General features: G+C 32.4%; 24 protein-coding genes. 7 read left to right on the forward strand and 17 right to left on the reverse strand.

The genetic code is table 11. The annotated features are described in order from the left end of the window. Positions 1–202: 202 nt before the first annotated feature. The 9 genes from GQ45_RS12160 to GQ45_RS12200 form a co-directional block, all read right to left on the reverse strand. Positions 203–1,231, reverse strand: a complete 1,029-nt coding sequence (locus GQ45_RS12160; protein ID WP_047420360.1) for an AraC family transcriptional regulator — start codon at positions 1,229–1,231, stop codon at positions 203–205. Positions 1,232–1,598: 367 nt separating this feature from the next. Then, positions 1,599–4,190, reverse strand: coding sequence for an ATP-binding protein (locus tag GQ45_RS12165; RefSeq protein ID WP_047418358.1), 2,592 nt, complete (start codon positions 4,188–4,190; stop codon positions 1,599–1,601). Positions 4,191–4,213: 23 nt separating this feature from the next. After that, positions 4,214–4,660: a response regulator gene (locus GQ45_RS12170; RefSeq protein WP_047420361.1), complete on the reverse strand. Its 447-nt coding sequence runs from the start codon at positions 4,658–4,660 to the stop codon at positions 4,214–4,216. Positions 4,661–4,673: 13 nt separating this feature from the next. Beyond that, positions 4,674–5,234 carry an AraC family transcriptional regulator gene (locus tag GQ45_RS12175; protein WP_047418360.1) on the reverse strand — a complete coding sequence of 187 codons (561 nt, stop codon included), beginning with the start codon at positions 5,232–5,234 and terminating at the stop codon, positions 4,674–4,676. Positions 5,235–5,370: 136 nt separating this feature from the next. Next, positions 5,371–5,685, reverse strand: coding sequence for a hypothetical protein (locus GQ45_RS12180; RefSeq protein WP_047418362.1), 315 nt, complete (start codon positions 5,683–5,685; stop codon positions 5,371–5,373). A gap of 270 nt (positions 5,686–5,955) precedes the next feature. Continuing rightward, complete coding sequence (locus GQ45_RS12185; protein ID WP_047418365.1) at positions 5,956–6,147, reverse strand: hypothetical protein; 192 nt, start codon at positions 6,145–6,147, stop codon at positions 5,956–5,958. A gap of 49 nt (positions 6,148–6,196) precedes the next feature. After that, on the reverse strand, positions 6,197–6,358 hold the full coding sequence (locus tag GQ45_RS12190; RefSeq protein WP_047420362.1) for a DUF1328 domain-containing protein: 162 nt from the start codon (positions 6,356–6,358) through the stop codon (positions 6,197–6,199). A gap of 181 nt (positions 6,359–6,539) precedes the next feature. Continuing rightward, a complete protein-coding gene (locus GQ45_RS12195; RefSeq protein WP_047418366.1) occupies positions 6,540–6,989 on the reverse strand; it encodes a PA2169 family four-helix-bundle protein in 450 nt (149 codons plus the stop codon). 215 nt (positions 6,990–7,204) lie between these two features. Continuing rightward, positions 7,205–8,086: a mechanosensitive ion channel family protein gene (locus GQ45_RS12200; protein WP_047418369.1), complete on the reverse strand. Its 882-nt coding sequence runs from the start codon at positions 8,084–8,086 to the stop codon at positions 7,205–7,207. A gap of 250 nt (positions 8,087–8,336) precedes the next feature. Here GQ45_RS12200 and GQ45_RS12205 point away from each other — a divergent pair, with 250 nt between their 5' ends. Beyond that, positions 8,337–9,614 carry a DUF2254 domain-containing protein gene (locus tag GQ45_RS12205; protein WP_047418372.1) on the forward strand — a complete coding sequence of 426 codons (1,278 nt, stop codon included), beginning with the start codon at positions 8,337–8,339 and terminating at the stop codon, positions 9,612–9,614. Positions 9,615–9,684: 70 nt separating this feature from the next. Here GQ45_RS12205 and GQ45_RS12210 read toward each other — a convergent pair whose 3' ends face one another. From GQ45_RS12210 to GQ45_RS12220, 3 genes are read right to left on the reverse strand one after another with little or no spacing between them, the layout of a single operon-like run. Further along, positions 9,685–9,891, reverse strand: a complete 207-nt coding sequence (locus tag GQ45_RS12210; RefSeq protein ID WP_047418374.1) for a hypothetical protein — start codon at positions 9,889–9,891, stop codon at positions 9,685–9,687. Next, complete coding sequence (locus tag GQ45_RS12215; RefSeq protein ID WP_047418377.1) at positions 9,888–10,238, reverse strand: hypothetical protein; 351 nt, start codon at positions 10,236–10,238, stop codon at positions 9,888–9,890. The genes GQ45_RS12210 and GQ45_RS12215 overlap by 4 nt, the downstream gene beginning before the upstream one ends. Before the next feature lie 4 nt (positions 10,239–10,242). Then, the gene (locus GQ45_RS12220; protein ID WP_047418380.1) at positions 10,243–10,572 is read right to left on the reverse strand and encodes a YtxH domain-containing protein; all 330 of its coding nucleotides are present in this window, start codon (positions 10,570–10,572) and stop codon (positions 10,243–10,245) included. Positions 10,573–10,786: 214 nt separating this feature from the next. Here GQ45_RS12220 and GQ45_RS18035 point away from each other — a divergent pair, with 214 nt between their 5' ends. Further along, on the forward strand, positions 10,787–10,960 hold the full coding sequence (locus GQ45_RS18035) for a hypothetical protein (protein ID WP_156125433.1): 174 nt from the start codon (positions 10,787–10,789) through the stop codon (positions 10,958–10,960). Positions 10,961–11,058: 98 nt separating this feature from the next. Here the strand turns inward: GQ45_RS18035 and GQ45_RS12225 are convergent, their stop codons facing one another. The 3 genes from GQ45_RS12225 to GQ45_RS12235 all read right to left on the reverse strand — a co-directional run bounded on the left by GQ45_RS12225 (position 11,059) and on the right by GQ45_RS12235 (position 13,733). Next, positions 11,059–11,664: a nitroreductase family protein gene (locus tag GQ45_RS12225; protein WP_047418382.1), complete on the reverse strand. Its 606-nt coding sequence runs from the start codon at positions 11,662–11,664 to the stop codon at positions 11,059–11,061. Positions 11,665–11,771: 107 nt separating this feature from the next. Beyond that, the gene (locus GQ45_RS12230; protein ID WP_047418385.1) at positions 11,772–12,800 is read right to left on the reverse strand and encodes an AI-2E family transporter; all 1,029 of its coding nucleotides are present in this window, start codon (positions 12,798–12,800) and stop codon (positions 11,772–11,774) included. Between the two features lie 15 nt (positions 12,801–12,815). Then, positions 12,816–13,733 (reverse strand): YihY/virulence factor BrkB family protein, encoded by a 918-nt coding sequence (locus tag GQ45_RS12235; RefSeq protein ID WP_047418387.1) that lies wholly within the window; start codon positions 13,731–13,733, stop codon positions 12,816–12,818. Between the two features lie 327 nt (positions 13,734–14,060). Between GQ45_RS12235 and GQ45_RS12240 the strand changes: the two genes are divergently transcribed. Together GQ45_RS12240 and GQ45_RS12245 are read left to right on the forward strand one after the other, a co-directional pair. Then, positions 14,061–14,474 (forward strand): hypothetical protein, encoded by a 414-nt coding sequence (locus tag GQ45_RS12240; RefSeq protein WP_047418390.1) that lies wholly within the window; start codon positions 14,061–14,063, stop codon positions 14,472–14,474. Between the two features lie 10 nt (positions 14,475–14,484). Then, entirely contained in the window at positions 14,485–15,120 is a 636-nt protein-coding gene (locus GQ45_RS12245; protein WP_047418391.1) for a hypothetical protein, read from the forward strand. Between the two features lie 72 nt (positions 15,121–15,192). Here the strand turns inward: GQ45_RS12245 and GQ45_RS12250 are convergent, their stop codons facing one another. Then, positions 15,193–17,619, reverse strand: a complete 2,427-nt coding sequence (locus tag GQ45_RS12250; RefSeq protein ID WP_047418394.1) for a M56 family metallopeptidase — start codon at positions 17,617–17,619, stop codon at positions 15,193–15,195. Beyond that, positions 17,619–17,978 carry a BlaI/MecI/CopY family transcriptional regulator gene (locus GQ45_RS12255; protein WP_047420363.1) on the reverse strand — a complete coding sequence of 120 codons (360 nt, stop codon included), beginning with the start codon at positions 17,976–17,978 and terminating at the stop codon, positions 17,619–17,621. Before GQ45_RS12255 ends, GQ45_RS12250 begins: the two co-directional genes overlap by 1 nt. A 970-nt stretch (positions 17,979–18,948) precedes the next feature. Here GQ45_RS12255 and GQ45_RS12260 point away from each other — a divergent pair. From GQ45_RS12260 to GQ45_RS12270, 3 genes are read left to right on the forward strand one after another with little or no spacing between them, the layout of a single operon-like run. After that, positions 18,949–20,349, forward strand: coding sequence for a decarboxylase (locus GQ45_RS12260; RefSeq protein ID WP_047418397.1), 1,401 nt, complete (start codon positions 18,949–18,951; stop codon positions 20,347–20,349). Then, entirely contained in the window at positions 20,336–21,280 is a 945-nt protein-coding gene (gene speB, locus GQ45_RS12265; protein WP_047418399.1) for an agmatinase, read from the forward strand. The genes GQ45_RS12260 and speB overlap by 14 nt, the downstream gene beginning before the upstream one ends. Further along, positions 21,267–22,244: a deoxyhypusine synthase family protein gene (locus tag GQ45_RS12270; RefSeq protein ID WP_047418402.1), complete on the forward strand. Its 978-nt coding sequence runs from the start codon at positions 21,267–21,269 to the stop codon at positions 22,242–22,244. The genes speB and GQ45_RS12270 overlap by 14 nt, the downstream gene beginning before the upstream one ends.

The raw sequence follows: 22,244 nt of genomic DNA on the forward strand, positions 1-22,244 counted from the left end.
AGGCTTAACATTCTCTTTTTCTTTTTTTTGGCTTTGTGAAATAGGTGTGGCTCATACCTATACAATATTGAGAAAGTTAGCTGATAAGGTATGATTATTCAGAGGTAAACAGCTATTGAAATCAATATATGAAAAAAGAACTGTTACATACCGCGATACACCTAACTCGCCGTATGTAACAGGAAATAAGTCTGATAAAGTATTACGCAGTAACTGCTAAATTCTGCTGATGATCTTGGTAGTATTTTGGGCTACAATCGTACTTTTCTTTAAATATTTTAGAAAAATAACTTCTGCTTGTTAAGCCAACTGTATACACAATTTCGGAGATGTTCAAATCGGTTGTTTTGATTAGATTTTCTGCGGTCTCGATACGAACGTTTCTAATAAAATCGGTCACTGTTCTATCATGTAATAATTTAAATCCTTCCTGCAATTTTGATGGCGACAAGCCCGATTTTTTACTTAAATATTTTAGGCTATATTGAATTTCTGGATAGTTCTGGATGAAGCTTGATACTTCTTTAATATCCTCCATTTCACTTCTGGTTAAGGTACCAAAGTTATTTTTAGTGCTCTTTAAATCTTCTTTATGTTGTTGAATTTCCATGGCTAAAATTACATGTACATTTCCATGGATCAATAAATTACGGACAACACCCTTCTGAGTTATCGCATCAATTTGTTGTAATTTTTCAGCAATCTTTAAGTTGTAAGAACCTACATAAGAAAAAATTTCTTCGCCATTTTTGGGCATAAAGGTTTTTACTAATTGCGTTTTTAATAAGTCGATGCTTTCATCTTCACTATTCACTGTAGCATCTACTTTTATATTTGAAAACTTAACTGTGTGGTCTTTTCTGAAAAACAATAAGGTATCTCTATTAGGATCACTAGAAAATATACTGGTCTGAAATTGATTTAAAAACTTTTTAGAAGTTTTTTCGCTAAAACCATAGGCTAATTGTCCTTTCGAGCAAAACATAAAGTTGATGGGGTTTGAATTCGCCGTATGGCTTTTTAGAATAGTATCTTGTTTAAAGGTTATGTCGTACTTAACAAATGAAATATCATTTTTAAATGATAATCCAGATATTTTCCCAGTAGCGATGGTATTGTCTAATTCTAAAGTATACTCTTGATGATTTTTATTTAGCTTGCCACCAAGTTCACTTTGTAATTCATTAAATAGTTGCGAAATAGAATCTGTTTTTATGTATAGCGTTTTCATAGTGTTTTGTTTTAGGGTTATTAATTGTTTCAATCGAACACTACAAAGTTCGTAAAAAGCTTAGCTTGCTATGTTACACAATTATTGGCTTATGTTACATAATTATGGGAAAACACTGTTTTTTAAGTGATATAGACCTTATTAGATGCATTAGCGCTAAGATAATATGTGTGATAGTTGTATCTGAGAACTATTTTTTAAAATGCATTTGAAGGCATAACTACATTTGAAAAAAATCACATCTAAAGAAAACGAAAGGGTTTTGAACCTGTTTAAAGAGATCTTATACTACTTTGTAGACAAGAAATTATTGACATTTTTGAATTCATCAAATGGCAAAGCAAAAGATAAAGGATCCTTTAAAAACCTATTGAGCCGGTAGATAAAAACAGAAGGCAGCACCTTTTCCGAGTTCACTTTCAGCAATAATATGGCCTTTGTGATTTTGAACAATTTTTTTACATATCGCTAAGCCAATACCTGTTCCGGAATATTCATTTTTTTGATGCAGTCGTTGAAATAGTTCAAATATTTTCTCGGAGTGTTCCTGATCAAAGCCAATACCGTTATCTAATACCGAAATGCGGTAATACCATTTTGATTTTTTTATAAAATCATCAGTAATTTCGTTTCTATTTAACTTTTTACAGGCAATTATAATCTTTGGATCTTCTATGCCTTTGTATTTTATGGCGTTCGAAATTAGGTTGTTAAAAAGTTGCTCCATCTGAAAAGGAATTGCACTTACTGTAGGTAATTCGTCAACGGTAATAGATACCTCAGATTCTTTTATTCGATCCTCAAGGTCTTCTTGCACTTTATCTAAAATATCGTGAAGGTCAACTTCAGCGAAATCGTTTTTTGATGTATTAATGCGAGAATAGGATAATAAATATTTAATTAATAATCGCATGCGCTCAGATGAGCTGTTGATTTTCTCAAAAAAATCTTTGCTTTTGTCCGACATTTTATCCAAATCATTGTCGGCTATTCTTGAAACAAACATTTGAATTTTACGAATAGGCTCTTGTAAATCATGACTTGCAACTCTATTAAATGACTCTAATTCAGCATTGGATCGTACTAATTCTTGATTTTTTTCTCTTAATTTTTGAGCTCCTTTGATCTGGCTCGTCACATCTTGAATTACACCTACTAAAGTAGAACCTTGAAAATTACCTGTTGTTTTAAAATGTTTAATTTTATTGTTTTTTGAGATTATTCGGTATGAAAAATTGACATCGTTTTTTTGTTCAAAGGCTTTTTTTAATTCAGATTCGTAATTGGCAAGATCGTCAGGGTGAATAAGTTTTTTAAATGTGCTGTGTTCTGCATTAAATTCATTAGCGTCGTAACCAAGCAAATCGAATAAATTTTCAGAAATAGTTGATGGTTCAAAATCGTTTTCTTCATAATTCCATCTAAAACTGGCAATTTTAGCAATGCGTTTGGCTTCTTTTAAGATTGAATTTTGAATATTTAATTGCTCGTTAGCAATAAGTATTTTTTGTTCATTATCTTTTTGTTTGGTGATATTACGAGATGTAACACAAATACCGTCACCTGTTTTAATAACGTAAGTATCAAACCAAAATATGTTTTCATTGAAATTGTAACTTCTTTCGTAAGATTTAACTTGGTTACTTTGAATCGCCTCTACAAAAATTTCAAAAACACCGTTTTTCATTAAAAACGGGTATACTTCTGAAATATTTTTATTCAAAATTTCAACCGGTAAATCACCGGTAGCATTTTTTACTTCTTCATTAGTATAAAGAATGGTAAAATCAATAATTTGGTTTGAAGCATCTCGTACAGGTCTAAAATAACTAACCACATTGTTTGTGCTTTTTATAACACTCTGCAGAAATTCTTCGGTATCTTTTAATTCTTCATATTGCTCCCTTAGTTTTTCATTTAAATCATTTAAGCGCGCTACAGATTCTTTTTCAAAACTAGTGTTTTTTGCCACGACTAAGAGTCCTTCAGCCATTGGTCTGATGTTTGATTCTAACCAAATTACTTCACCATTTAATTGTACTTGGCGATTTAAATTAAAAAACTTCTGTTCTGTAAAAGCGCTTATTAATTTTTCATATTCTCCGTGTAGTTTAACAAATGGCATCACTTCACTTAAAAGCTTACCTTTCATTTTTTCAGGATCTAAGTTCAAATCTATTTTATTTCTTTCGTTGGCGTATTTTACTCTAAAATCCACAACTCGATTCTCATCGTCATAAACAGGATCGTAATAATTTATAATATTTTCAGTATGAGCTAATACATTCGCTAAAAATGCTTCCGCCTTAGTTCTATTTTTGCGTTCTCTATTTATTTTTAAAAATGAAATAATAAAGACGAGCAGCGCGAAAAGACCTAATAAAAGAATCATCACAGGAGTTAAAAAAGCCTGTGACTCGTATTCCTTTTTTCGCTCTTGAAGCTGTGCGTCCTCTGTGCTGAGCATAAACTTTTTTCGTTGATTAAGTTCAGCCATGATATGTGCAACATCATCAATTTTTGAAATCAGATTTTTAGAAAGTCTGATGGTATTTCTTTGCGAATTAGGTATTAGTCCTAGGGCATTTGTTAAACTCTTCTGAAGCTCCTGAACACGTTCAAGATGATTTATTTGTACAGGACTATCGGAAACCAGCTTTTTTAAGGTTGCAAATGAATTTTCAGCATCTATAGTTAGTTTTTGAAAACTTGCATTGTAAGTTAGCGTGTCTTTTTGAAGTAAGTTTTTTAATTGGGCAGACTCCATTTCCGAATAGATAGCAAAAAGCTTGTTAATTTCTTTCTCAACCACTAAGGTGTGAGAAACAGCATCAGAAGCAGCTTTTAAAGCCGCTGTTTTAGTGTAACTTACACTTCCAAGAATAACCAGCATGCTTATGGCTGATATAATTAAAACAACATATAGTTGGGTAGAAGAAATAAATTTTTTAAAATTCATTGATACTGATTTGAGGGATTTTATTAAATTCTCAATAAAAAATTATCTCGGTTAAGCGTTGAGGTTTGGTATTGCCAATTAAGTTGTAAAACTTTTTCTATCACTGATTTTAAGTCACAGAACTTATTGGGTTTGTTAATATACACGTTGGCCCCATTGATAAAAGTTTCTTCAATATCTTTTTCCGAAGAAGAAGTAGAATAAATAGCTACAGAAACCCCATTTAGTTGGGGATTTTCTCTAATTTCTTTTAAACATTGCATTCCGTTTTTTACGGGCATATTTAGATCTAAAAAAATAATTTCTGGAAGAATAACATTGGGCAACCTCAAATAGTCCATTAATTCTTTTCCATTAATGAACAAGGATAATTTGGTCTTTATTTTAAGTTCATCTATAGCATCTTTAAATACTAATCTATCATCTTCATCGTCGTCTGCAAGGGCTACGTTTAAGGTGTTTAATGCCATATGTTGTTCCATATTATGGGGTCATCTTTCTCTCTTTTCTTTTTTTTATAATTTTTTGAAAAGTAGATGGAGTTAAGCCTGTTGTTTTTTTAAATTGCGCTGATAAGTGCGCCACACTACTATAGTTTAATTTAAATGCAATTTCAGTTAAAGTTAAACGATTTTCTACGATGTGGCTTTTTGCAATATCAATTTTCTTTAAAATAACAAAATTTTCTATAGAAGTGTACGTTGTTTCTGAGAAAATATTAGATATATAGGGATATGAATAATCAAGTTTTTCTGACAAATAAGTAGAAACGTTATATTTTTTGTAATTATTCTCATCATTAATTAACACGGTGATGGCATCCTTTATGCGCTGTACTAAGGCTATTTGCTGATCGCTAATAATTTCAATCCCATAGGTAGTGAACGCTTCTTCAATTGTTTTTAAGGTAACGTCTTTAGGCATTTTCTCTATTTCTACCTCTCCTAAACCTTGTATGGTATACTTTATTCCTATGGCATCTAATTGCTGACACAAGACTTTTTTTGATAAAATATTAAAGTCGAACTTTAAATTAATTCTCATAAGAAAAGATATACAAATAATATTATAAAATTAGTAGCACTACTAAGACTACAAATATGGTAAATTTTGTATTAGCGATAGTTGGGATACCTAATTTTTATTAAAATCTCCCTTGCACCATAAGACGTCTAGCATCTCATTTCGACTTAGAATTTTCTTTAGGAATAGCAGCGAAAAATTCTGCCAGTTCGGTATCGCTCGAAGGACTATAATTTGCTAAAACAGTTCCTTTACTTTTGTCTTTAGTATGTATAATGTAGAGGATAGACATATCGGCGGGGTTACTCATACCCTCAAACCTAAATTCTTCTTCAATATACACTTCTTTAGGAGTATACTTTTTTTTTGTTTCTAAATCAATTAAAAGCGCGTCAATTACTCTATAATTGGCGGTATAACCTAAGTTTTGGTATTTTTCGATATAAGCTTTTTCGCTTTTTGCATTTTCCATGATTTTGCAAGTTTTTAAATTAAAATGTTGTACAATTTTTAGGAGAGCTTAGGTTCTTTTGCACCTAAGCAATGACTATCTGATCCGGCGGAATATGGTTGTTTTCACTTAAAAATGAGGCTTATTCTCTAGGTGCAGATAAACGCGTTGTGCTAGTATTTGGCTTCGCTTTTAAAAGTGAGCATTCCAATAATTTAGATTGAAAAAAGGGACGAAAACCTTTTAAAATAGATTTTGTCCCTAATTTTTAAACTTTTAAAAGTTCAAATTTTAATTTTCATCAGTGTTATCGTCAATCTCATCTTCGATTTCTTCAACACCTTCTTCAATTCCGTCTCCTACATCTTCAATGCCTTCCTCGATTTTTTCTCCTGCAGTTTTTTCTTCCCTGCAACTAGTGAACGTCGAAAGGGTAATGGTAAAGAATAGAAGTAATAGGGTAAATACGAATGATTTTTTCATTTTTGTTTATTTTAGGGTTAGGTACTCTTTTACTTACTAAATATTGTCGTTATATTTTTTTTCTGCCAGTTATAAGCGATATTACCAAGAGCACTAAAAAAATAAAGAATAATATTTTTGCAATACTGGCTGCCCCTTCGGCGATGCCTCCAAAGCCAAATACGGCGGCGATAATTGCTAAAATTACAAAAGTAACGGTCCAACGTAACATAGTTTTTGTTTTAAGGTTCATAAAATTAGCGCTATGCTAACTCTGTTTAACAAAGTTGTCTTTTATTTTTATTTTCAATTAACCTAATCCGTTAATTTGTTGACCCATAAGGTGTTCTGAAACTAAAAAGAATACCCCAAGGGTATTCTTTTTAATGTTTAACTAAATTTATGTAGAGGTGCTACAAAGCACCTTCCATAATTTTTTCTTTAGATAAGGCTAATTGAATTTGATTCATTTGCTGTGTAAGAAGCGTTGTTGTACTTGGCGGTAAATTTGTTTCGGAAAGTACATCTTTATAATCATCAATGGCCGCTTTTTCTCCGCGAATCACTTCCTCTAAAATGGCTTCTTTATCATCCGAGGCGAAAAGTGATTTTACATCAATCCATGCTCTGTGTGCAGCCGCTGTAATGCTTCCCCCTTTATCTACTTTCTGACCAAAACTTGTGATTTCTGTTTTCAGTTGATGGCCAAAATCATATCGCTGTTGACTCTTATTGGTAAAAAAGGTTTTTAACAGTCTATTTTCTGTTTTTTCTGCTGCTTTTTTATACCCCTTTTCAGCATCATATGTTTTTTCTAATAGGTTGTTTAGTTTTTTTCCTATGGTCTCTGTATACGTACTCATGCTATTTTGTTTTAAAGTGAGTGAGATAATTTAATTTTTATGCTTATCTCTTTACATGCACTCCAAGTTAGGCATAAGCTATTTAATTTAATATTTCAAAAAAATATAAAATTGACGTGATTGCCAAGCTATTGAGTGGTAATTGCCATTGTTAACGCTAAAAGGCAAAAATATTTATTGCTCAGAGCGCTATTTAAAATGATCAACTTTGAAATCTATTTGCTCGAATTTGGCATGCTAAAATTCTTGGGAAAGTCTAAAGTTCTTATAGGGAAAGGGATATTAATATCATTTTGATCAAAAGCCTTTTTGATATAAATCATAGCTTCGGTTTTGGCTTTGGCAACTTCCAGAGCTGAAGTTGAATCTATCCAAAATCGCGTTTCAAAATTTATGCTACTATCTCCAAATTCTTTATAAAGGAAAATCACATTATCTTCGCCTTCAACAGAATTAAATTTTTCAGCAATGGTCTTTTTTACCAGATTCCTTACAAATTCTAAATCTGAAGAATAACCAACGCCACAATGCATGATCACTCTAGACTGTGAGGTAGACGAAAAGTTTTTTATGGGGTTTTCAAGTACTAATTTATTGGGTAAATACACTAAATTATTATCAGGTTGACGTATGGTCACCGCTCGTAAATCGATGTCTACAACTTCTCCTTCGTAATTATTGCTTTCAATCCAATCTCCAAATTTTATTTGTTTTATATAGGATAAAACTATACCAGAAAAAGTATTTGACAATGCTCCTTGTAGTGCTAGTCCAACGGCTAGACCAGCAACACCAGCACCAGCTAAAATGGTATTTAGTGTTTTACTTAAATCTAAAATTCCAAGAATTAAAAATAGCCCTAATAGAATTACAAACACTGAAATTAGTTTTGCAATTACATTTTTCATAGATTTTTGAAGGCTACTTTTACTTAATACTTTCAGCGTTAGTTTACTTAGGTATTTAGAAAGGAGCACAACAATAAAAAAGACAAGTAGAGCAATAACTATATTTGGAAGGTTTACTATGAATTGATCTAACCAGGTATCTAACCGCATTAACATTTTATCCCAGGCCTTGCTTATTTGAATTTTCATAATTTAAGGGTATTCTTTTAAAAGATTTAAATTTAAGTGATGCCTTAATAACGGTAAAAAAAATGACTTTAACAGTAAATAAAGTCGTTAAAGTCATTTTTAAAAAAACCAACCAAATCTTAATTACCTAAAATTAAAAGTATATGGCAACATCCATGTGCTTTATCACAAATTTGATTAACTGCTTTGATTTTTATCCAATTTAATTGTAATAAGAACCTTAAATTTAACTGTATAAACTTTAGAATTCATGATTAGAAATCTTATAAAATTTGTTAGGGAACTTGGCACTAAGGTGTTAAAAAGCATTGCTTTTTATCCAGTTTTACTAGCAATTTCTTTTTTTATAATTGCTTTATTAATTCTCAAAATAGAAAATTCAGAGTTTATAGCTACTATTAAACAAGAATTACCCTTTTTATTTATTTCAGATTTTGAAACAGCAAGGACTATTTTAACCACATTTATTGGAGGAATTATATCTTTAACTGTTTTTAGTTTTTCGATGGTTATGGTGGTGTTAAATCAGGCATCTTCAAATTTTTCACCACGCTTGTTACCTAATTTAGTGTCGAATAAAAAACATCAAATAATTTTAGGTGTTTACATAGGTACTTTACTGTATTTCATTTTTATATTGATAGCCTTAGGAGCAGAGGGAGTTGAGTCTAATTCGATAGGTTTGTCAACTATGTTGGCCGCTATATTCGGTGTGGTTTGCGTAGGTTTATTCGTTTATTTTATTCATAATATTTCTACAGCAATTCAAATAAATAATATCATTGATCGGATCTATAGGTCTAGTTCAAAATCCTTAGAAAAAGCATATAAAAATCAACAAAACAAAATAGCACTTAGGCACTCAGAATCAGCAGGGTTTAGGTCTATATTGAGTGATAAAACAGGTTATTTCAGTGGTTTTTATGTGAGTTTAATGGCGGAAAATTTAAAATCTAATGGATATCAGTTTAATATAACTCCTTATTTGAATCAACATATTTATAAAGGTGATGTTATTGCAGAAGTCTCAGAAAATTTATCTGATGAGGAAGAAAAGGCCTTGCTGTTTTGCTTTACCATATCAACCAACAGGCATGATGGTGATGAAGGGATTAGTGGTTTAATTAAACTTTCAGAAATAGCAGTAAAAGCCATGTCTCCAGGTATAAACGACCCAGGTACTGCCATTGAAGCCATTGTGAAAATTGGCAAGCTCTTATATACAACGGTAGCTTTTGCCAACGCCACATCTCAAAAATTAGAACAAAAAAACCTAATTATTGTAACCCATAATATTTCTGTTGATGAACTCTTACGAATTATAATACAACCTATACGGTTTTATGCGAAAGAAGACTGTATGGTGTTGTTTCAATTGATAAAGACCTTACAATATGTGCTTCGTAATCCAAAAATTTCTATAGATAACAAACACAGTTTAGAAACGGAGTTAACTAATTTAAAAATTGATATTCAGGAGAATATTAAGAATAAAGCAGATCAAAAGAAATTGTTAGAAGCTTTTTAGTATTGTATAAAATAAAAAGACCAAAACAATCCTAAAATTGTTTTGGTCTTTAAATAAGGTATGTTTCGATTTATTTAAATAACTTCTTTAAGAGCATTATTTTACCAAAATTACCAAATAATCTTAAGCCAGTTTTGAGCCAGCTATACGGACTTAAATTTTCCTGCAAATCATATTTTAAGCCTTTTAATTCTTCGATACTTATTTTTCTCTCTAAATTTAAAAGTTTTAGATCATAATCTATTTCTTCGAATGAGCTGTAATTTTTATTTCTCATGAGTCAAAATATGTTTTTGATAATTTCTGAATAATGAATTTATCGATTGTTTTGCGACTCCAATAAATGAAAAGGGCTAGCAGAAAAAAGCAAGCTCCTACAATTAAATAGCCCAATGCAATATTGTCCAAATAGTCTCCTAAGGCTACGGCGCCTGCAACAGCTATGAATATGAGTCCCAAAGCAAAAATAGAACCTATGATCGCCACTTTAAGAACGTAAGATGTAAACAATGAAATCTGTTGAAATATTTTTAATTCGTAATACTTACGAGTTGATTTCACATAGTTTCTCCCAGATTTTCCTGCTTTGCTTGTTGTTTTGTCTAAAGCGTTGATAACATCCATACAATTACGATTTCTGTAATTTTTTATTTTTTGCTTTTAATTCAGCTAATTTTTTTTCTAAGGTTGAAATGACATCTTCTGTTTTGTGACTTACGTTAGATACTATATTTTCTACTTGAGCATCTAAGCTTTCACGTTGTGAAGCTAAAGTACTGGCTGCTCTATCTCTTAAATCATGGGCCGATTCTGCAATAGAATCTCTTGTTTCTAATGCTTGATTAGCTATCCTTTCTCTTGTTTTTGACCCTTTGTCTGGGGCAAATAATATTCCAAGTGCGGCTCCTATAGCAGTACCTGCTAAAATTCCTAGTAAAGTATTACTGTTGTTATTCATGATTTTGTTTTTTTGTTATTTATAAAGATAATTGATTTTCAATTACTATTCTACGACAAAATTAAGGTTTTAGCTTTTAAAATATTGTCCCGAACAGGTTTAAGCTTGACTGTATTACTAAGATTGTAAATGAGTCAATTTAGTATTACTTAAGGTTAATGCCGCCCTACAATTTCCCTTAAATTTAAAAGGAATAACGATACACAAAAAAGCAATGCAAAAAAAAGAAAGTGATGAACAGACCAAATTTATTAAGGATCCTAAAGACGAAACACAACAATTTATACTACAAAAGAACAAGAAAACATTGATGGCTAGTGTTATCATTCTCGTATTTCTAGTGCTATTGGTGCTAGCAATTGTTTTATCTGGTCTAGCTTTTGAATAAGATAGCACGGCATACATCTAAAAAATAAAAAGAGAGATATTTTTAAAAATATCTCTCTTTTTATTTTTTAGATGACTCGCAGGTCATGTTTGGTAAATTTAATCTTGCCATTGTTCTTTAAAGGCAAATTTTTCTTGTGGAATTCGGTCTCTTTCTTCGAGTTCTTGTAGCTGTAATTCGGTAGATAGTTTTTCTAGGTCACCACCATAATATCCTAAGGCTATCGCTGAGGTTAAATGGTACCCTTCTGGGATATTAAATATTTTTTGTGCTTTTTTCCAATCAACTCCTGCCATGTGATGCAAAGCAATTCCTAGGTATTGGGCCTGCATGGTCATTCCCCCTAAGGAAAGTCCTAAATCGTGTAGGGCATGAAAATTTTCTTTCCCATCATCGGTTTCTTTTTTATAGGCTGTAAGCATTAAAAGCGGAGCGTTCTCTGCCCACTTTTTGTTAAAATCACTCAAACATGAAAGTATTTCACGGTATCCGTCCGAATTTTTTTCTGCATAAATAAACCGCCACGGTTGTACATTATTAGAGCTTGCAGACCAGCGAACGGCTTCAAAAAGTTGTTTTATATGTTGTTCTTTTAAGGCTAGGTCTTTAAACGTTCTTGGACTATATCGCTGTTTTAACAAAGCAAATATTTCATAGTCACATTCTGCTATATTTTGTAACTGAACTTGTTCTGGTGCTGTCATAATTTTTTTTGCTTTTGCTTACAAGTTTACGAGTTATTCATAGCTAAGATTAACGCTAAGCCTTTTTAGATTAATGCTTTTGATATAGGAAGTGTTAAAATTTACGTTTATAATTTTTGTGTGTTTTCAAATTCCTTTCCGAATTCATCTTTATATATTTTAAGTACAATTAAAAACAGGCTAATCAATAGCGGACCAAAAATAAGTCCAATAAATCCAAATATAGGGACGCCGACAATAACGCCAATTAGGGTAATCAGGGGGTGTACATTATCTAACTTTTTTAAAATTACTAGGCGTAATAAGTTATCTGTTGTGCCTACCACCAATATACCATAGGTTAAGATACCCCAAGCTTGAAAGTTGTCTCCAGTGGCAAGTGTAATGATAAAAACGGGTAAAATACCGATAATAGTACCGATAAAGGGAATCACAGAACCTACAAAAACAACCACTGCCCAGAAGAAGGGTTGTTCAATATTAAAGATTAAAAAGCCAATTAATGCAACAATACCTTGTGCAGCCGCTACTAATGGAATGCCAATAGCGTTAGATTTCACCATAGATTGTACATCTTTACCAATCATCTGTATACTTTTGCTTCCCATGGGGATATATTCATACAGTGATTCTTTTAATTGTTTTCTATTGGTAAGCATATAGTACAGCATAAAGTACATGATGCTTACAGCAATAAATATATTAAAAGTGCCCCCCGCAAAACTCTGTAGATTTTCCGACAACCAAGTAGACACGGCAGAGGCGTCAATCTGAGAGGTAAGATCATAGCCTATTCTATTTTCTAATACCCCTATTTGTTCTTTTCCGGCCTTAATCATTTTTTCAGAATTATCAACGGCACTTTTCACCTTATTTGTAAGCATTAAAATAATTCCTATTACTGGAATTAAAATTCCAACAACAGAAGCTAACAACAACAAGCTTACTGCCAGGTTTTTATTCCAGCCTTTTTCTACTAGTTTAGCCATCGGTTTCCGCAGCAAAACATAAATAGTTATAGCACCAAGCACCCCAGTGAGGTAAGGTAGCATGTGATAAAAAATAAGAAAACCTAATGATAAAATAAGCAGTATAATAAACAACTGCCGTATGGTTTTAGGGTTGATTGCTGTCATAAAAAAGGTTTTTATTTAATTAGGTGTTTTGGAATGATTATTTTGAGCTACATCGCTCGGTTCAATTAAGATTCCGTATTTTTTAGCATAAATATAAGTGAATTGGGCACCAAAAAAGAGAATTAAGCAAGAATAGGAAACCCATAAAAGAATTAGCACAATAGTACTTGCTGCGCCATAGGTAGATCCTGGATTGGCTTCTCCGAAATAGTAACCTAATAGTGATTTTCCAATGACAAATAATACGGCAGTAATTAAAGCACCTTTCCAAACCGTCTTCCATTTAATTTTAATGTCGGGTAAGTAGCGAAACATTAAAGCAAAAAGTATCGTTATAATCCCGATAGATACAATAAAATCAAGGAAATAAGCCACATAAAGTAATATGTTTGGGAGCATCTTTCTGATGTAATCATTTAATGCAGCAATACCCGCGGTTAGCATAAAGCTAATGAGTAATAAAAATCCAATGACTAAAATAAAGGCAAAACTTCGAGCCCTATCTGTAACTAGTTTCCACCAACTCGCATCTGGGTTTGCTTTCACATTCCAAATTTCATTCAGAGAAAGTTTTAATTGGTAAAATGCCCCAGTAGCACCAAATAACAAAGTAGCAAAACCAATAACGGTGGCAATTAGGTTTTTGTCTTTATTTAAAGTTTCGGACATCATTGTTTCAATAGACGCTGCTGCATCGCTACCTAAAGCTGATGAAATTTCATTGGTCAATTGCCCTTGAACAATTTCTTGACCCCAAACGGCACCCACAATATTTATAATAATAATTAAAAGCCCCGGTAGGGATAGCACGGAATAATAGGCAACTACCGCACTTAATCGCCATGGATTTGAAGCATCCCAAGCTTTGTACGTTGCTACAATTAAGGATGGTAAATCTTTTAGTTTAAATTTTTTGTTATTTGTTGGAGTCAAATTGTTCTGGGCTTTTTAAAAGAATGAAAAAATTTTCCGAAAAGTACGCGAAGAGTTTATACTATATTAACTGTATCCGTTTTTTTATTTCTCTTAAGAGTAGGGGCTTATGTTGTTTAAACTGTAACTAGCACAACGGGCTATTCGCATGGTTTTGCGCTTACCTCGTAGGGTCATATTTTTTGGTTGACTTTCATTGGTGATGTAAAAAAAATTCTAGATTGAGTTTTAAAAAGAGCTAAAGCTAAACACCATTGTAAAACTGATAATCATCATATAATGATAAGCTCAGGCTTCGTAACTTTAACCTTGTATAAAACAAGCCATATGGAAACGAATCCTTTAAGTCAGCATCAAAAAGTAGCGGAGTTACATGAAGATTGTACCTATTGGGTTTCGACCTTTAATTTTTTAGAGGAAGAATTAATTTTTATGAAGAAGCTCCTAGAATCCTATGTTTTTGAACCAAATACACCTAATCTTTTTGAACGTTTACAAGATTATAAGTCGCAATTAGCATCAGCAAATGTCGCATGGGCGTCTCTTAAACTAGCCGTTAAAAAACATGAAAATGAATTGGGTGGTATGCTCGAATGTAAAGATAACACCTGCGATTTAACTTTTTATGAGCAACATAAACTATTAAAGAAGCAAGTTTTGCATAGCTTTGAAACTTTTAAACTATTAAAGTCCGAAATATTTAATTACGCAGGAGGTATTCTAAAAAACAGAAAACCATAAATTTAATAAAATGAAAAATTTAATTCTTATACTATTGTCGTTGGTGCTGTCAGGTTGCGCATCGACAAAAATGATCGATACCTATAAAAATCCGGATCATGTAGTTTTTACAGCCTATAAAGTGTTGTTAGTGGGTATCACGCCTAATGAGGAAACGCGTATTGCCTTTGAAACAAAGCTTAAAAATGAATTTGAAAAGCGAAACATAGAAGTTATGAGGAGCGTTGATTTGTTTGATGTGGAGTTTACGGTTACAGCAAAAACTATGGATGAACTAGACGCTGTTGAACAGCAACTAATTGATAAAGATTTTGATGCCGTTTTAATTACAAAGCTTACAGGTACTGAGAATAAACAAACCTTTAAGCAAAGTATGGCGGATTGGGCGAGTTATAAGGGTACTTTTAGAGATGATTATATTCAATCTCAAAATGTGTATTACGACACCGATTATTTTGATGCCTTTAAAATCTATCACACAGAAACTAGTTTGTATTGCATCTGTGAAGGCAAAGATCGGTTTTTAGTTTGGCGTGGGAGTATTGATATAACCGATCCCAAAAACGTAGAACGATCTATGAATGATTATGTTAAATTGGTGGTAAACAGCATGGAAAGTCAAGATGTTATTTTTAGAAAAAAGTAAACCCCTACGAAAAATTAGGTGCGCAGGGGGGTTTGGAAAGTACTAAATCAATATGATATTTATTGTCATAATTTATTTCTTGGCCGTGCTAATAGAATAGTTTTGGTTCTCAGTAATTTTAAGTTCGGCGTTTGGAAACCCTACTAACTGAAATAATAATTTTTGTCCGTCTTCAGCAGCAATAGTAAACTGACCATCAAAATTCGTAATTGTTCCAGATTTTGAATTTTCAATAATTATAGTTACTCCCGGAAGTACCGTATCGCTAGTAAAAACCTTACCTGAAATATACGTTTTACCATCCTTGGAGATTTTTTTGGCTTCTACATAAAAGTTTTCAGCTGTTTTGGAGTTTAAATCACTGACTCTGGTTGTACTTTCATTATTAGTACCATACCCAATAATTTTGATCTCTTTTTTTGTCTCAATTTCAATTACACCATTTGCACCATTTGCGCCGTATTTTTTAATAGCAGCCTCTCCTTTTAGAACATTCATGGCATCAATATCGCCTGGTTGAATGTTATTTATGTCGCTTGTTATTTCTCCATCAACAACAAACAAAGCTTTCTCTAAAGAATTTTGGGTTTTATCTTTATTTTTTTGAGCTTTTTTAGTTATGATCTGAATAACCCCATTTTTACCCTTGTCGCCATATAGTTCAGTAGCACTTTTGTCTTTTAAAACCATTACACTTGCAATTTCATTTGGTTTTAAACCGATAGACTCAGGGTTTCCTTTTATCATTTCTCCATCAATAATATATAAGGCTTTGTCCGAAGTATTTTCAAGGAAACCAGTTTTATTCTTGGTTTTTTTGGTGGTTATTATAATTACCCCATTTTTGCCCTTATCACCATAAACTGCCGTGGCACTTTTATCTTTTAAAACACTAAGACTTTCAATAGTATCTGGGTTTAAACTTATTAGGATTGAATGCTCAGTCACTTCTCCATTAACAACAATTAAAGGTTTCTCTTCTTGATGAATATCATTCCAATTAAAACTTTTCGAACTCGCAGGCAACTCAATTTGCGCTACCTTGTTTGGGTCTTTAAAGTTTTTTTTGGAGATACTAATTCTTCCAGTTTTACCATCTTCATTTTTAAGTACTTCAACTTTTTTAATGTGCTTTATGTCAATAGCATTTAAAAGGGAGTCTGATGGGAAATCGTCAACATCAAATTCTTCACTTTGACTTGTACGAATAACGAAAGATTTCGCGCTATTAAGTTTTAGAATAGAGTCACTAGTAGATATGTTTATGGTTTCTCCGTCAGGCGAAAATAATATAAAACGATTCTCTTTTCCGGCTGGTTTATATCCAATGCCATTTAAATCACCTGACTTGTCTAAATTGATAACTAATGAAAATGGCGTAATGGGTTCATCGTCTGATACGCTATAGGCACCACTTTTTCCATCTTTGGTTGTATAGGTAGATTTTATTTTGATAATTTCCCCTATATTATTTCTTTTAATTTTTGAAAATTTAAGGGCAATCCCATTTTCTTCTAAGGCTTTACGATCACGTTCTAATTCTTCATCCGTGGAATTTTTGTCTACCAAAACCTCAAAACGTGTTTCACGTATCTCATAAGTCCATTTATTTTCATTGGTTTCCCGTTCTTTTACCTGAGCGATAGTTTCCGTATTGAAAGCAAAAAGAAATACTCCTAATAAGGGTAAAATAAGACCGTACTTCACTACATGAATTGGATTTGATGGGTTTTGATTTAACATGACGATTCGTTTTTTGATTAATGAATTAAAGAATGGATTGATGAGGTCTGTTTTTGGAGCTACTTGCCCCGATTGATGCAATAGTAAATATTGATAGGCTTTTTTGTCTGCTAGGGTATTTGCGCTATACTTATCCGCAATATATTCTAAATTTTGAGCCATAGTTTTTTTATACATCCATGAAAAAGGATTCATCCATTGAAAAATAGTGAGCCCATGTACCAACAAAATATCTAATGAGTGTTGCTGTTTAGCATGTATTTGTTCATGAATCAAAATAGCTTTTAACTCCTCTTCAGTATGCATTTTTGGGTTGTAAAATAGGATGTTGAAAAAAGAAAACGGACTCACAGTATCCGTAGTCAGGGCAAAAGTAAATTCGCCCTTTTTTGTAATCGTACATTTTTTAAACAAACGGTAAAGCGAAAACAATTGTATGATAAAGCGAATACTAAAAAAGACAACACCTATGATATAGATAATTCCTGCAATTTGCCACCAGTCTGTTTCTTCTGGAGTAATTACTTCGGTGTACGCTATGGTGTTAAAATCTATGTTTTGAAATTGTGGCGCTTCAACCCATACTATTTTTTTAAGGAAAACAAAAGGTAGCAGTAGCGCAGTGAAAATACCACCTACCAAAAATAACCGATGCGCTTCAAAAAAAGTTTCTTTGCTTAAAAAAAGTTTAAAAACCAAGAAAAAAACAGCTAGTAGCAGACAACTTTTAGCGAGATATATAAAGAAATCTTCCATTATTTTTTGTTTTCAATGTTGTGAATGATTTCTTTTAAATCTGCAACACTAATTTTTTCTTCAGCAGCAAAAAAAGAGACTAAATTCTTGTAAGAACTGCTAAAATAATCTTCTATCGCTTGGTTCATAAAGCGTTTTCTATATACTTCTTTGGTAACAATAGGATAGTATTGATGGGTATGACCAAAAGCCAAATGTGCTACGTAACCCTTTTCTTCCAAATTTCTAATCATGGTTGATAGCGTATTGTAATGAGGCTTTTCTATATGAAATTCTGCTAGAACATCTTTTACGAAGGCCTGCTTTAAATCCCAAAGAATCATCATGACTTCTTCTTCTCTATTGGTCAATTTTTTCATTTGATCATACATTCGTTTTGTTGAATGAAATCAAATATAACTAAAAAAATAGTTAGACAACTATTAAATTAGTTATTTAACTATTTATTTAGTTTTTAAAAATAAAAAGGGAGCCTTAAACAAGAGTCTAAGTTAGTGCAGTGGTAGGTTGTTTATAATGTTTTCTCTACATCATAGCCTAATGCTAATCAAAAGGCCAATAAAGAGCATAAGGCTAAAGAATAGAAAGGTAATAACTAAACTTAGAAGAAGACATTTAATTCTTTCTTTCAAAAGATATAAAGTACATAGAATTCTAATCATTTTTTGTGTTTTCGAAGACGATTACAAATGTAGCTTTGGCTCTTGTCATTAAAGATGCCAATTCGATGATTGGTTTTTTTCTGTAGCTGAATGAAAAGGAGCCAAGGTCTAACGAAAAAACGTGCTTCAATCCGCTAAATTCAGCATAATTTTTCTGTGCTTCTCTTTCGAATATAAGTGGAATTGCCTCTTTTTAATTCGCTTAGAGAAAATCAAAGGTGCTGTTGTTTAAAAAATAATTGATAATCAATGTTTTATGATATTTTAATGGGAATATTTTGGATAGGAAACACCTGTAAATTTTTAAGTGTAAAATTTTTTAAAACCCTTGTTTTTTCATTTTTTTTGTTTTCATTTGTTGTTTCAAATCAGTTTAAAAAGAAGGACTGATTTTAAAACCTTTAGTTAAAAATAATGAGTTTTATTTTTATGTTTGGTGCATTGGAAATGAGAAAGAAAAAACCAATGTTACTTTTGAAAAAAAGAAACCAAAACTTACATATTTCTTTCTTTATACCTACCATCGTGAGAAGTCAACACGACTACTTTTTTGCACCTACAACCAAGTTCCAAATACTAATCTAGAAATTGTGACATAATTTTTCTTAAAAACAGCAAGGTTTTTAAAAACAGTTTAGTAGTTTTATCGCAATTCAAGAAATTTTAAATGAATACAAAGTACATTAATCTAATAGATCAAACGTATTATTTTCCTCAAGAAGAATTTACCTTAACGGGAGAAAACCTTAATTTTCATGGTATTCCGCTTATGGAACTGGTTGAAAAATATGGTAGCCCATTAAAATTCACCTATCTACCGAAAATATCAGATAACATTAATCGAGCTAAGGGCTGGTTTAAGAATGCTATTGAAAAAAATAATTACAAAGGCAAGTACCATTACTGTTATTGCACCAAGAGCTCTCATTTTCAACCCGTATTGAATGAAGTGTTAAACAACGATGTACATATCGAAACGTCTTCGGCTTATGATATTAATATTGTTCAAATACTTAAGAAAAAGGGTAAAATTAAAGATGATACTTATGTGATTTGTAACGGTTTTAAACGTGATGAATATATTGATAACATTGGCCGTTTAATCAATGAAGGGCATCGTAATTGCATCCCCATTATTGATAATTACGAAGAGATAGAATTACTGTCAGACGTTATTAATGACACCTTCAAAGTAGGTATCAGAATAGCTTCAGAAGAGGAGCCTAAATTCGAATTTTATACCTCAAGACTGGGTATTGGTTATAAAAACATTGTTCCTTTTTACGAGAATCAAATAAAGGATAATGATAAGGTTGAGCTTAAAATGCTTCACTTTTTTATCAATACTGGTATTCGGGATAATGCCTATTATTGGAACGAGTTGGTGAAATGTTTAAAGGTCTATATCCGACTAAAAAAAATGTGTCCGTCTTTAGATAGTCTTAATATTGGAGGTGGTTTCCCTATAAAAAATTCATTGGCATTTGAATATGATTACCAATACATGATTGATGAAATTATCAATCAAATAAACATTGCTTGCCAAGAGGCAGAAGTTCCTGTGCCTCATATCTTTACAGAATTTGGTAGCTTTACGGTTGGTGAAAGTGGTGGTGCCATTTATGAAATTTTATACCAAAAACAACAAAACGATCGTGAAAAATGGAATATGATTGATTCTTCTTTTATCACGACCCTACCAGATACTTGGGCAATAAACAAGCGTTTTATCATGTTACCTATTAACCGATGGGAAGATGAATATGAACGTGTACTTTTGGGCGGTTTAACCTGTGATAGTGACGATTATTACAATAGCGAACAAAACATGAATGCTATTTATTTGCCTAAATATAAAAGAGACAAACCTTTATATATAGGTTTTTTTAATACTGGAGCTTATCAAGAAAGTATTGGAGGGTACGGTGGCTTGCAACATTGTTTAATTCCGCATCCAAAGCATATTTTAATTGATAAAGACGAACAGGGCACTATAACAACTAAACTATTTAACGAACAACAAAAAGCAGCAGATCTGCTAAAAATCTTAGGTTATGATGACAACTAGCAATTACGCGGGAATACCAGACAAATTTGCGCAATTGGAAACTGCGAAGGTGGTTTTAATTCCTGTACCTTATGACGGAACAAGTACTTGGGGGAAAGGTGCTGATAAAGGCCCCGATGCATTTTTGAAAGCTTCAGAAAACATGGAGCTTTACGACATTGAAACCGATACTGAAGTATACGAACAAGGGGTATTTTTGGCTGATCCAGTGACTGAAAATAGTTCTCCAGAAGCTATGGTTAAAGCAGTGCATGACGTTACAAAAGACTTTATTAAAAGAAATAAATTTGTAACGCTGTTTGGAGGCGAACATTCTATTTCTATTGGGAGTATTCGCGCTTTTAATGAATGTTTTGACAACTTAACCGTTTTACATATTGACGCTCATGCAGATTTGCGTGAATCTTATGAAGGTACCAAATGCAACCATGCCTGTGCCGTTCATGAAGCTAGTCAAACCACAAACCTTATTCAAATAGGTATTCGTAGTATGGATGCCATTGAAAAAACATTTATGGATGAAGAAAAAACATTCTTTGCACATGATATGGTCAATGATGAGTATTGGATGGATAAAGTAATTGATCTCATGACAGGAAACGTTTTTATTACTTTTGATTTAGATGCTTTTGATCCAAGTATTTTACCGGCAACTGGAACTCCAGAACCAGGTGGTTTATTTTGGTACGAGACCCTTGATTTTTTAAAGAAAGTTTTTGAAGAAAAGAATGTAGTTGGTTTTGATATTGTAGAACTTTGCCCAAACAAAAACGATAAATCCAGCGATTTTTTAGCGGCAAAATTGTATTATAAAATGTTAAGCTATAAATTTATGGATGAAGCTGCTGATGAAGCCTATGACAATACGTATGATGTAGACTACAAATCAGGCACTACTAACAACTCAAAATTCGAAGATGACGAAGACTAAAGGAGCAATCTCCAATTTTATTGAAAAATATTATTTACACTTTAATTCCGCAGCCCTAGTTGATGCTGCAAAAGCCTACGAAGATCAGCTAAAAAATGGTGCCAAAATGTTGGTTTCCTTAGCTGGTGCTATGAGTACCGCAGAAATAGGTAAAATTTTTGCTGAAATCATCCGTCAAGATAAGGTGCAAATTATTTCGTGCACAGGAGCAAACCTAGAAGAAGATATTATGAATTTAGTGGCACATTCGCATTACAAGCGCGTGCCTAATTACCGTGATTTAACCCCGCAAGATGAGTGGGATTTATTGGAGAAAGGCTTAAATAGAGTGACCGATACCTGCATTCCTGAAGAGGAAGCTTTTAGAAGGTTACAAAAACATATTTTTAAAATCTGGAAAGATGCCGATGATGCTGGCGAGCGTTATTTGCCGCATGAATTTATGTATAAAATGCTACTTTCAGGTGTTCTTGAGGAATATTATGAAATTGATCTTAAGGATTCATGGATGTATGCGGCTGCAGAAAAGAACTTGCCTATTATTTGTCCAGGTTGGGAAGATAGTACCATGGGTAATATTTTCGCATCCTATGTGCTAAAAGGCGAATTAAAAGCAACAACCATGAAATCGGGCATTGAGTATATGACTTTTTTAGCCGATTGGTACACTGATAATTCGAAAAACGGAATAGGATTCTTCCAAATTGGTGGCGGTATTGCAGGAGATTTTCCAATATGCGTAGTGCCTATGTTATATCAAGATATGGAGCGACCAGAAACGCCTTTTTGGAGCTATTTTTGTCAAATTAGTGATTCCACTACAAGTTATGGTTCGTACTCAGGAGCGGTGCCAAATGAAAAAATAACCTGGGGAAAATTAGATATCGATACCCCAAAATTTATTATTGAAAGTGATGCCACAATAGTTGCACCACTTATTTTTGCATACTTATTAGACTATTAA

It is taken from the genome of Cellulophaga sp. Hel_I_12 (assembly GCF_000799565.1).
Classification (GTDB): Bacteria; Bacteroidota; Bacteroidia; order Flavobacteriales; family Flavobacteriaceae; genus Cellulophaga.

Coding starts and splice junctions, on each gene's coding strand:
- GQ45_RS12160 (WP_047420360.1), bottom strand. CDS start 1,231: ATGAAAACGCTATACATAAAAACAGATTCTATTTCGCAACTATTTAAT.
- GQ45_RS12165 (WP_047418358.1), bottom strand. CDS start 4,190: ATGAATTTTAAAAAATTTATTTCTTCTACCCAACTATATGTTGTTTTA.
- GQ45_RS12170 (WP_047420361.1), bottom strand. CDS start 4,660: ATGGCATTAAACACCTTAAACGTAGCCCTTGCAGACGACGATGAAGAT.
- GQ45_RS12175 (WP_047418360.1), bottom strand. CDS start 5,234: ATGAGAATTAATTTAAAGTTCGACTTTAATATTTTATCAAAAAAAGTC.
- GQ45_RS12180 (WP_047418362.1), bottom strand. CDS start 5,685: ATGGAAAATGCAAAAAGCGAAAAAGCTTATATCGAAAAATACCAAAAC.
- GQ45_RS12185 (WP_047418365.1), bottom strand. CDS start 6,147: ATGAAAAAATCATTCGTATTTACCCTATTACTTCTATTCTTTACCATT.
- GQ45_RS12190 (WP_047420362.1), bottom strand. CDS start 6,358: ATGTTACGTTGGACCGTTACTTTTGTAATTTTAGCAATTATCGCCGCC.
- GQ45_RS12195 (WP_047418366.1), bottom strand. CDS start 6,989: ATGAGTACGTATACAGAGACCATAGGAAAAAAACTAAACAACCTATTA.
- GQ45_RS12200 (WP_047418369.1), bottom strand. CDS start 8,086: ATGAAAATTCAAATAAGCAAGGCCTGGGATAAAATGTTAATGCGGTTA.
- GQ45_RS12205 (WP_047418372.1), top strand. CDS start 8,337: ATGATTAGAAATCTTATAAAATTTGTTAGGGAACTTGGCACTAAGGTG.
- GQ45_RS12210 (WP_047418374.1), bottom strand. CDS start 9,891: ATGAGAAATAAAAATTACAGCTCATTCGAAGAAATAGATTATGATCTA.
- GQ45_RS12215 (WP_047418377.1), bottom strand. CDS start 10,238: ATGGATGTTATCAACGCTTTAGACAAAACAACAAGCAAAGCAGGAAAA.
- GQ45_RS12220 (WP_047418380.1), bottom strand. CDS start 10,572: ATGAATAACAACAGTAATACTTTACTAGGAATTTTAGCAGGTACTGCT.
- GQ45_RS18035 (WP_156125433.1), top strand. CDS start 10,787: ATGCAAAAAAAAGAAAGTGATGAACAGACCAAATTTATTAAGGATCCT.
- GQ45_RS12225 (WP_047418382.1), bottom strand. CDS start 11,664: ATGACAGCACCAGAACAAGTTCAGTTACAAAATATAGCAGAATGTGAC.
- GQ45_RS12230 (WP_047418385.1), bottom strand. CDS start 12,800: ATGACAGCAATCAACCCTAAAACCATACGGCAGTTGTTTATTATACTG.
- GQ45_RS12240 (WP_047418390.1), top strand. CDS start 14,061: ATGGAAACGAATCCTTTAAGTCAGCATCAAAAAGTAGCGGAGTTACAT.
- GQ45_RS12245 (WP_047418391.1), top strand. CDS start 14,485: ATGAAAAATTTAATTCTTATACTATTGTCGTTGGTGCTGTCAGGTTGC.
- GQ45_RS12250 (WP_047418394.1), bottom strand. CDS start 17,619: ATGGAAGATTTCTTTATATATCTCGCTAAAAGTTGTCTGCTACTAGCT.
- GQ45_RS12255 (WP_047420363.1), bottom strand. CDS start 17,978: ATGAAAAAATTGACCAATAGAGAAGAAGAAGTCATGATGATTCTTTGG.
- GQ45_RS12260 (WP_047418397.1), top strand. CDS start 18,949: ATGAATACAAAGTACATTAATCTAATAGATCAAACGTATTATTTTCCT.
- speB (WP_047418399.1), top strand. CDS start 20,336: ATGATGACAACTAGCAATTACGCGGGAATACCAGACAAATTTGCGCAA.
- GQ45_RS12270 (WP_047418402.1), top strand. CDS start 21,267: ATGACGAAGACTAAAGGAGCAATCTCCAATTTTATTGAAAAATATTAT.